10 protein-coding genes are annotated in these 7232 nt (G+C 67.8%); 5 read left to right on the top strand and 5 right to left on the bottom strand.

From position 1 onward, the window contains the following. Positions 1–86 precede the first annotated feature (86 nt). Complete coding sequence (locus EZJ19_RS10645; RefSeq protein ID WP_131447402.1) at positions 87–1655, bottom strand: GGDEF domain-containing protein; 1569 nt, start codon at positions 1653–1655, stop codon at positions 87–89. 41 nt (positions 1656–1696) lie between these two features. On the opposite strand from EZJ19_RS10645, the gene flgA reads away from it, so the two are divergent. The 4 genes from flgA (at position 1697) to EZJ19_RS10625 (ending at position 3471) form a co-directional block, all read left to right on the top strand. Then, complete coding sequence (flgA, locus tag EZJ19_RS10640) at positions 1697–2410, top strand: flagellar basal body P-ring formation chaperone FlgA (RefSeq protein WP_165873550.1); 714 nt, start codon at positions 1697–1699, stop codon at positions 2408–2410. Between the two features lie 77 nt (positions 2411–2487). After that, positions 2488–2796 carry a flagellar biosynthesis anti-sigma factor FlgM gene (flgM, locus tag EZJ19_RS10635; RefSeq protein WP_131447398.1) on the top strand — a complete coding sequence of 103 codons (309 nt, stop codon included), beginning with the start codon at positions 2488–2490 and terminating at the stop codon, positions 2794–2796. A gap of 4 nt (positions 2797–2800) precedes the next feature. Then, complete coding sequence (locus EZJ19_RS10630) at positions 2801–3253, top strand: flagella synthesis protein FlgN (protein WP_165873549.1); 453 nt, start codon at positions 2801–2803, stop codon at positions 3251–3253. Between the two features lie 8 nt (positions 3254–3261). Beyond that, the gene (locus EZJ19_RS10625; RefSeq protein WP_131447394.1) at positions 3262–3471 is read left to right on the top strand and encodes a heavy-metal-associated domain-containing protein; all 210 of its coding nucleotides are present in this window, start codon (positions 3262–3264) and stop codon (positions 3469–3471) included. 1 nt (position 3472) lies between these two features. On the opposite strand, the gene EZJ19_RS10620 is transcribed toward EZJ19_RS10625, so the two are convergent. The 4 genes from EZJ19_RS10620 to EZJ19_RS10605 all read right to left on the bottom strand — a co-directional run bounded on the left by EZJ19_RS10620 (position 3473) and on the right by EZJ19_RS10605 (position 6416). After that, positions 3473–4432 (bottom strand): ABC transporter substrate-binding protein, encoded by a 960-nt coding sequence (locus EZJ19_RS10620; RefSeq protein WP_165873548.1) that lies wholly within the window; start codon positions 4430–4432, stop codon positions 3473–3475. Positions 4433–4574: 142 nt separating this feature from the next. After that, complete coding sequence (gene dnaQ / locus EZJ19_RS10615; protein ID WP_131447390.1) at positions 4575–5258, bottom strand: DNA polymerase III subunit epsilon; 684 nt, start codon at positions 5256–5258, stop codon at positions 4575–4577. 1 nt (position 5259) lies between these two features. Further along, positions 5260–5712, bottom strand: coding sequence for a ribonuclease HI (gene rnhA / locus EZJ19_RS10610; RefSeq protein ID WP_131447388.1), 453 nt, complete (start codon positions 5710–5712; stop codon positions 5260–5262). Further along, positions 5709–6416, bottom strand: coding sequence for a class I SAM-dependent methyltransferase (locus tag EZJ19_RS10605; protein ID WP_131447386.1), 708 nt, complete (start codon positions 6414–6416; stop codon positions 5709–5711). The genes rnhA and EZJ19_RS10605 overlap by 4 nt, the downstream gene beginning before the upstream one ends. Positions 6417–6442: 26 nt before the next feature. Between EZJ19_RS10605 and gloB the strand changes: the two genes are divergently transcribed. Then, positions 6443–7210, top strand: a complete 768-nt coding sequence (gene gloB / locus EZJ19_RS10600; protein WP_206199404.1) for a hydroxyacylglutathione hydrolase — start codon at positions 6443–6445, stop codon at positions 7208–7210. Positions 7211–7232: the final 22 nt, after the last annotated feature.

Genomic DNA, 7232 nt, shown 5'->3' with positions numbered 1-7232 from the left:
TTCAAAGGTGTTTTTCGCCCGCCCCGGCGGCCCGGCCGGCACGACGGCAAGGCGGCAGGCAAATATTGCCGGCCGCTGCCGCGCCCTCAGGCGCGCTCGACCCGGTTGCGGCCGGCCGCCTTGGCCCGATACATGGCCGCGTCGGCGCGCCCCAGCAGCCCGGCCTGCGCCTCACCCGGCGCCCACTGGGCGACCCCGGCGCTGAAGGTGATGAGCACGCGGCGGTTGTCGTGCAGGAAGTATTGCCGGGTGAGTTCACGCTGCAGGCGCAGCATGACCTTCTCGGCATCGGCCAGGTCGCTGTTGGGCAGCAGCAGAAGGAATTCCTCGCCGCCGTAGCGGGCCAGCGAGTCGGTCGGCCGCAGCATCTGCCGGACCACGCCGGCCAGGTGCACCAAGGCCTGATCGCCGGCCTGGTGGCCGAGCGAGTCGTTCAGGCGCTTGAAGTTGTCGATGTCGAGCAGGCCGACCGAGAACGGCGTCGCCATGCGCTCGGCGCGCGCCAGTTCGCGCCGGCACGCCTCGTCCATGCCGCGCCGGTTGAGGGCGCCGGTGAGCTGGTCCTCGCGCACCAGGGCGGATACGGCCTCGAGTTCCGACTCCAGCGCCCGAATCCGGGTCTCGGCCTCCTCGACGTGCCCCTTGGCCGCCACCAGCTCGCTATGGCTGCGGCCGATCTCGGCATCCATCTGGGCCATGTCGCCCGAGAGTCCGTCGATCACGTCGCCCAGCTTGGCGATGTCGTCGGCTTCCGCCAGGCGCGCCGCGTAGCCCTTGATGCGGGCGTTGTAATGGCCGGTGCTCGCGGAAAGCTCGCCGATCCGCAGGATGAAGGCGGAGATCAGGCGCTTCAGCTTCTCCTCGGCGTCGTGCAGGCTGCCCTTGAGCTGCTTCTGGCGCTGTACCAGCTCCTTCAGGCTTTCCTCGACCTGGAACAAGGCATGCGGGTTGACGCCATCCGCCAGGGCCGTGCGCATGGTTTCCGTCTGCCCGCTCAGCCAGGCGTCCTGCGAAACCAGTTCGCCGATGTTCGCGAGCAACAGGGCCAGGACGCGCTTGAGCCCGCCCAGCACGGCATGATTGTCCTCGGCACGCACCAGTATTTCGCGCCAGAGCCCGGCCATGGCGGCGACATCGGCATCGGCGACGGCACGCCCGGGCACCGAAACCCGGCGCGCCAGGGCCTCGCTCCGCGCCGCCAGGTCGGGCCAGAGGTCGCGGCTGAGGCCCGCGAAGTCGGTCAGGCATTGGCCGAGCAGCGGGCCGGCGGCGTCGGTCCCGCCGACCCCGGTCGCGGCGACGGGTTCGGCGGCGTCTTCGGGGACCAGGGCGGCGGCCGCACTGCCCGACTCGGCCCAGGAACGGGCCAGGGCGGCGAGCTTGACGGCGAGCTGGTCCGGCTCGTTGCCGAAGTTGATCAGGACCCGCTCGAGCATCTCGCGCTTCTTGGCCTGGGTCAGGCCGGCCTGATAGCCCTCCCACTGCGCCAGCAGCTGTCTCAGGGCTTCCGGCCAGACGGCGCCCGACGGCGCCTGGCCGAGCACCTCGAAATAGGCACGCCGGAAATTCTCCGGGGTGGGCGGCAACTTGCGCGCAGCCAGCCGCTTGATCGCCTCACGCGCGATCTCGCTCGCCTGATGGGAGGAGGCTTCCATGTTCCCGACGCGGCTTTCGACGTTGGACTAGAATGGCCCCTATGATCATTGCAGTCGACATGCGTTGTCTACGGGTCTGCGTCACGCTGGTGCTTATGTGCCAGGCCGTCGCCCACGCGGACGACCGGCAGGATTTCACCGCGCTGCGCCAGGCCGCCGCCGGATTCGTCGCCAGGCAGGCAACCGCGGCCTATCCGGGTACCCGAGTGGCCGTCGAGATCGGGCCGGTCGACCCGCGCCTGGCCCTGGCGGCCTGCCCGGCCCCGGCATTCGCCGTTTCCCCCGGCAGCAGCCTGTGGGGCGCCGGCAGCCTGTCGGCCAGTTGCGGCGCGCCGACGGCCTGGGAGTTGTACCTGACCTATCAGGTCCGCCTGGCCGGCCCCGCCCTGCTCGCCCGCCGCCCGCTCGCCCCGGGCAGCACCCCGGGGCCCGGCGACCTCGCCCGGGGCACCGTGGAATATGCCGGCGACCCGGGCCGCTACCCGCGCGACGAGAACAACCTGCGCGGCATCGTGCTGACCCGGCCCCTCGCCAAGGGCAACCCGCTGACCATCGAGATGGTACGGGCCCGGCAGCTCGTCAAGGCCGGCCAACGTGTCCGCATCGTCGTCGACGGCAACGGCTTTCAGGTCAGCCTCGAGGGCATCGCCCAAGGCCAGGGCGGCATCGGCGACAGCGTGCGCCTGAAGACCGCGTCCGGCCGCTATGTCCAGGGCACCGTGCAGCCGGACGGCACGGTGCGGGTCGCCCCGTGAGCCATCGGGCGCCCCAGCCGGCTAAAGCTTCCCGCGTACCTGCCGTTATCGGTTGCGATCCAGATTAGGAGGCCGGAGTGAAGATCGACGATGCACTGAACGGCGTGCCCATCACCCGCAGCCGGGAAACCCGCAAGACCAAGGCCGGAACCGGTTCGACGTCCGCCGGCGCGGGCACCTCCGGCGACAGCGTGGAGATCACCCAGGCGTCGGCGCAGCTGAGCCGGCTGGAAGAAGAACTGGGCCAGTTGGAGAGCGCCGATGCCGGCAAGGTCGAGGCCGTGCGCCAGGCCATCGCCCAAGGCCATTTCGAAGTCGACGAGGAGGTTGTCGCCGAGGCCCTGGTCAAGGACACTATGGAGAAATTGCGCCGGCAGGGAAACTGACGAAATGGACGCGCTGGAAAACGCATTGGCCGAGTTCAAGCATGCCTTGATGGAATTCATCGCACTGCTGGAACGGGAAGCCGAGGCCCTCAAGGAAGGCCGCACCCACGACCTGGGTGCCCTGATCACCGAAAAGGCGGATTGGTCCGAAAGCGCCAATACGGCCTGGAACCGGCTCATCGTCGCCGGTGGCATCGACGTCACCCGGGGTGACTCCATCGACGCCACCCTGGCCGCCGACCCCCGCCTGCACGGGAGCTGGAGCGACGCCCGCCGGCTGGTGGAGAGGGCCGAGCGCCTGAACCATGACAACGGCCTCCTGATCGAGGCACAATTGCAGCGTACCCGGCAAGCGCTGGACGTCCTGCAGACGGCCGCCAACCGCGGTGCCCTGTACGGCGCCAACGGCCGTATCGTGGACGGATTCCAATCCGGCCACACCCTCGACAAGGTATGAATGGACATATGGAAACGATCACACTGAACGTCGGCGGCATGAGTTGCATGGGCTGCGTGAACAGCGTCAAACGGCTGCTGGAACCCCTGCCCGGCGTGGCCGAGGTCACCGTCGAACTGACCCCCGGCAGCGCCCGCATCGTCTACGACCCGGCCAAGGTTGCCCCGGCGGCGCTCCGCCAGGCCATCGTCGAAGGCGGCTACACGGTCGCCGACTGAGCTAGTCCAGCCTGCGCCGCCAGGTTTCGGTTGCCGCCTCGTCGGCCGGCAGATCGATATCCAGCGAGCGCGCCACCTGACGATTGAAGATCAGTTCCACCCGCTCGGCGTGGCGCGCGGCCGGCAACCACCCGGAAACCGGGTTCCATTGCCTGGCCAGCAGGCCGCCCTGGCGGCCGATCTCGCCCGGGCTCGATACCAGCGAAGCGACCGCGCCGGCATTGGCCAGGCCGCGCGAGAAACCGAGCACCGGCACCCGCCGCCGGTAACTCGCCATCAATATCTGCCGGACGGTGTTTTCGTTCACGACCTGGGAATCGGGCACCAGGAGCAGGACGTCGATCTCCGGCAGCATGCGTTGCAGGGCGCGGGCGACCTCCTGCTGATCAGCCACCTTCTCGACCACCAATTCGAGATGTTGCCGGGTCGCTTCCCCGGCCAGGCCGCGCAGGTTGACCACCGCGTCGGGCGACACCACGACGCCGATCTTCACGGCCTGCGGCAGGAGCAGTTTGGCGAACACCAGTGACCGGCTGGCCGGCTGGTCGATGTACACGGCGGAGTCGCCCACCCCGGCATCGCCGAGCGATTCCAGGGCCGCGCGCGGCACCAGCAGCGCCAGCACCCGGGCGTTGTGGCCAGCCGGATCGTGGATGGCGCGGAGGGCCCGCATGCCGATCGGAACGATCAGTATCCGTTCGCCGTTCAGGTTCCGGATCTCACTGGCGCTCAGTTCCCCGGCCATGCGGAACTGGACCGGATACTTGCCGGCCAACGCCGCGACGAATGCCTCGGCCACCTCGTGGTAGGCCGCCGCACCATCGCTGAGCACGACCACCACGCGTGGCGACGACTCGGCGCGCGCGGCGGTCGTCGCCCAGCTCAGCCAGAGCCCGAGGAACAGGGCGAGGCCAAGCCAGGGGTTCGGCCCCCGTTTGTACCCACCCAGATCGAACTGCATCGATACCCCTCCTGATTTATTCAATTTTATTTGCCGGTCTGGGGTGGCTCCGGCGGGCATTCTCTACAGGGCGAGAATGCAAGTACATGTGCTCAATTTAGACCATCGCGATTGTCACAATAATGAAAACGCTCCGGCCGCGCTACCAGGTCGGAGTCTTGCCACACTCCTTGGCCATGCCTTCCAGATAGGCCAGGTGCGCGGCCTGCTCCTCGGCGCTGGCGGCCAGCACCTTGATCCCGACCGGCGCCCCGCCACGCCGCGACTGCGGCGGCGGGGTGAGGAACGATTCGATGGCCAAGCTGTCCTGGCCACGCGTCATGGCCAGGTACACTTCGGCCAGCAACTGCGCGTCGAGCAGGGCGCCGTGATAGGCGCGGCCGGAGTTGTCGACCTCATAGCGGCGGCAAAGGGCATCCAGGTTGTTTTTCTGGCCGGGATGCAGTTCCTTGGCCATCTTCAGGGTATCGAGCACACCCGCGCAGTGCTGGCGCAGTTCGTCGTCCCGATTCAGCCGGCGCAGTTCGGAATTCAAGAAGCCGACGTCGAAGGGGGCGTTGTGGATGACCAGTTCCGCCTGGCCGATGAAATCGAGGAATTCGGCCACCACATCCGGGAAGCGCGGTTTGTCGGCCAGGAAATCGCTGGTCAGGCCGTGCACTTCGACGGCGCCGGCATCGATCTCCCGGTCCGGGTTCAGATAGGTGTGGAAGGTACGGCCGCTGACCCGCCGGTTGACCACCTCCACCGCGCCGATCTCGATCACCCGATGGCCCAGCTCGGGATTCAGGCCGGTGGTTTCCGTGTCGAGTACGATCTTGCGCAATTCAGCGTCCTTTCCTGACCTTGTCGACGCCGGCATTGGCCAGGGCGTCGGCACGTTCGTTCTCCGGGTGGCCGGCGTGACCGCGCACCCAGCGCCACTCGACGTCGTGTTCGGCGACCAGGCCGTCGAGCAACTCCCACAGGTCGCGGTTCTTCACCGCCTGCCCCGTGCTGGTCTTCCAGTTCTTGCGCTTCCAGTTGCCCAGCCACTCCTGGATACCTTTCTGGACGTACTGCGAATCGGTGTGCACGCGGACCCGGCAGGCCCGCTTCAGGCTCTTCAGCCCCTCGATCACCGCAGTCAGTTCCATACGGTTGTTGGTGGTCTCCGGCGCCCCGCCGCACAGTTCCTTCTCGTGGTCGCCGAAACGCAGCAGGACCCCCCAGCCGCCGATGCCGGGATTGCCCTTGCAGGCGCCGTCGCTGTACATGTCCACCCAGTTGTCTTCGTTCATCTCGATTTGTGATTGATGATGCGGTTGCTCGGCGGCGCCCAAACCGGCTTGGCCAGCCATCTGTCCTCCCAGCGCGGCGCGATCAGGCGCATGCCGCGTACCCGTTTGACCGCGTGCAGCAGGTAGACGCCGCCACCCAGGGCCCACCAGCGGTCACCGGCCGCCTCCATGAAACGGAAGCGGCGCAGCCAGCCGGCCCGGTTCACCGGCGGCGCATAGCAGACCATGCGCCCCGACAGCAATTCGAACCCCAACAGGGAGAGCCAGTCCTTGATCCGGGTCAAGTGCAGGAAGCGGCCGTGCCACGGGTAGCCACGCTGACTGCCGAAAGTGCGCTTGAGGCCCCAGAGGCCGAACGGGTTGAAGCCGGCCAGCAAGAGATGCCCCTCGGGACGCAACACCCGCTCCACCTCGCGCAGCAACTGGTGCGGGTTGGGCGAGAACTCGAGCATGTGGGGCAAGGCCAGCAGGTCGATGCTCTGGCCCGCGATCGGCAGTTCCTCCGGCCGTGCCTGCAGGGTACCGTCGGCCACCGACGCATTGAACCGGAACGGCATCCGGTTGGCGCGCAGGAAGTCGATGTGGCACTGACCGATCTGCAGGGCATTGAACCCGAACAGATCGGCGCTCGTGGCGTCGAACCAGGCCTGTTCGCGTTCCAGCACATAGCGGCCGACATCCGAATCGAACCAGTTTTCCGTCATGCGACGGGCGTCCTATCATTCATCCTATGCTGAGTCTCGAACCCATCCTCGCCTTCGAGGACAATTATATCTGGACCATCCACGACGGCCGCGTCGCGCTCTTTGTCGATCCGGGCGAAGCGGGCCCTATTCTAACGTGGCTGGCAGACCGGCGCATGCGCCCGGCCGCCGTGCTGGTCACCCACCGCCACGGCGACCACGTGGGCGGCCTGGGACCATTGCGGGCCCGCTTCCCCGAGTTGCCCGTCTACGGCCCGGCCGGCATCGCCGGCGTGAACGTCGAGGTTGGCGAGGGCAGCCGCTGCACGATCGCCGCGCTCGGGCTCAGCCTCGATGTCATGGCGACGCCCGGGCATACCCTGGAGCATGTCGTCTACCACGGCCACGGCTGGCTGTTCTGTGGCGACACCCTGTTCTCGTGTGGCTGTGGCAAGGTGTTCGACGGCACCCCGGCCATGTTGCATGCCAGTCTCAAGCGCCTGGCGGCCCTGCCCCCGGAAACCCTGGTCTGCTGCGCCCACGAATACACCCTCGACAACCTGCTCTACGCCCGCGCGCTCGAGCCGGACAACCCGGTCCTGGCCGACTGGCAGACGCGCGCCGAGACGCTGCGCCAGGCCGGCCATCCCACCGTGCCCACCCGGCTGGCCGAAGAATTGGCCGGCAACCCCTTCCTGCGCTGCGACGATCCCGAGTTGCGGCGCTGCCTGGCCACGCGTACCGGCCACGCGACATTCGGCGACAGCACCGACGTCTTTGCCGTCCTGAGATCGGATAAAGACATCTTCAATTAGTCTTATTGCCGTATAAACACCT

The sequence above is a fragment of the Parasulfuritortus cantonensis genome (assembly GCF_004337445.1).
Lineage (GTDB): Bacteria > Pseudomonadota > Gammaproteobacteria > Burkholderiales > Thiobacillaceae > Parasulfuritortus > Parasulfuritortus cantonensis.
The sequence above is the reverse complement of the archived record's forward strand: the minus strand, read 5'-3'. Positions and strand labels throughout refer to the sequence as shown.

Coding starts and splice junctions, on each gene's coding strand:
- EZJ19_RS10645 (WP_131447402.1), bottom strand. CDS start 1,655: ATGGAAGCCTCCTCCCATCAGGCGAGCGAGATCGCGCGTGAGGCGATC.
- flgA (WP_165873550.1), top strand. CDS start 1,697: ATGATCATTGCAGTCGACATGCGTTGTCTACGGGTCTGCGTCACGCTG.
- EZJ19_RS10630 (WP_165873549.1), top strand. CDS start 2,801: ATGGACGCGCTGGAAAACGCATTGGCCGAGTTCAAGCATGCCTTGATG.
- EZJ19_RS10625 (WP_131447394.1), top strand. CDS start 3,262: ATGGAAACGATCACACTGAACGTCGGCGGCATGAGTTGCATGGGCTGC.
- EZJ19_RS10620 (WP_165873548.1), bottom strand. CDS start 4,432: ATGCAGTTCGATCTGGGTGGGTACAAACGGGGGCCGAACCCCTGGCTT.
- rnhA (WP_131447388.1), bottom strand. CDS start 5,712: ATGAACGAAGACAACTGGGTGGACATGTACAGCGACGGCGCCTGCAAG.
- EZJ19_RS10605 (WP_131447386.1), bottom strand. CDS start 6,416: ATGACGGAAAACTGGTTCGATTCGGATGTCGGCCGCTATGTGCTGGAA.
- gloB (WP_206199404.1), top strand. CDS start 6,443: ATGCTGAGTCTCGAACCCATCCTCGCCTTCGAGGACAATTATATCTGG.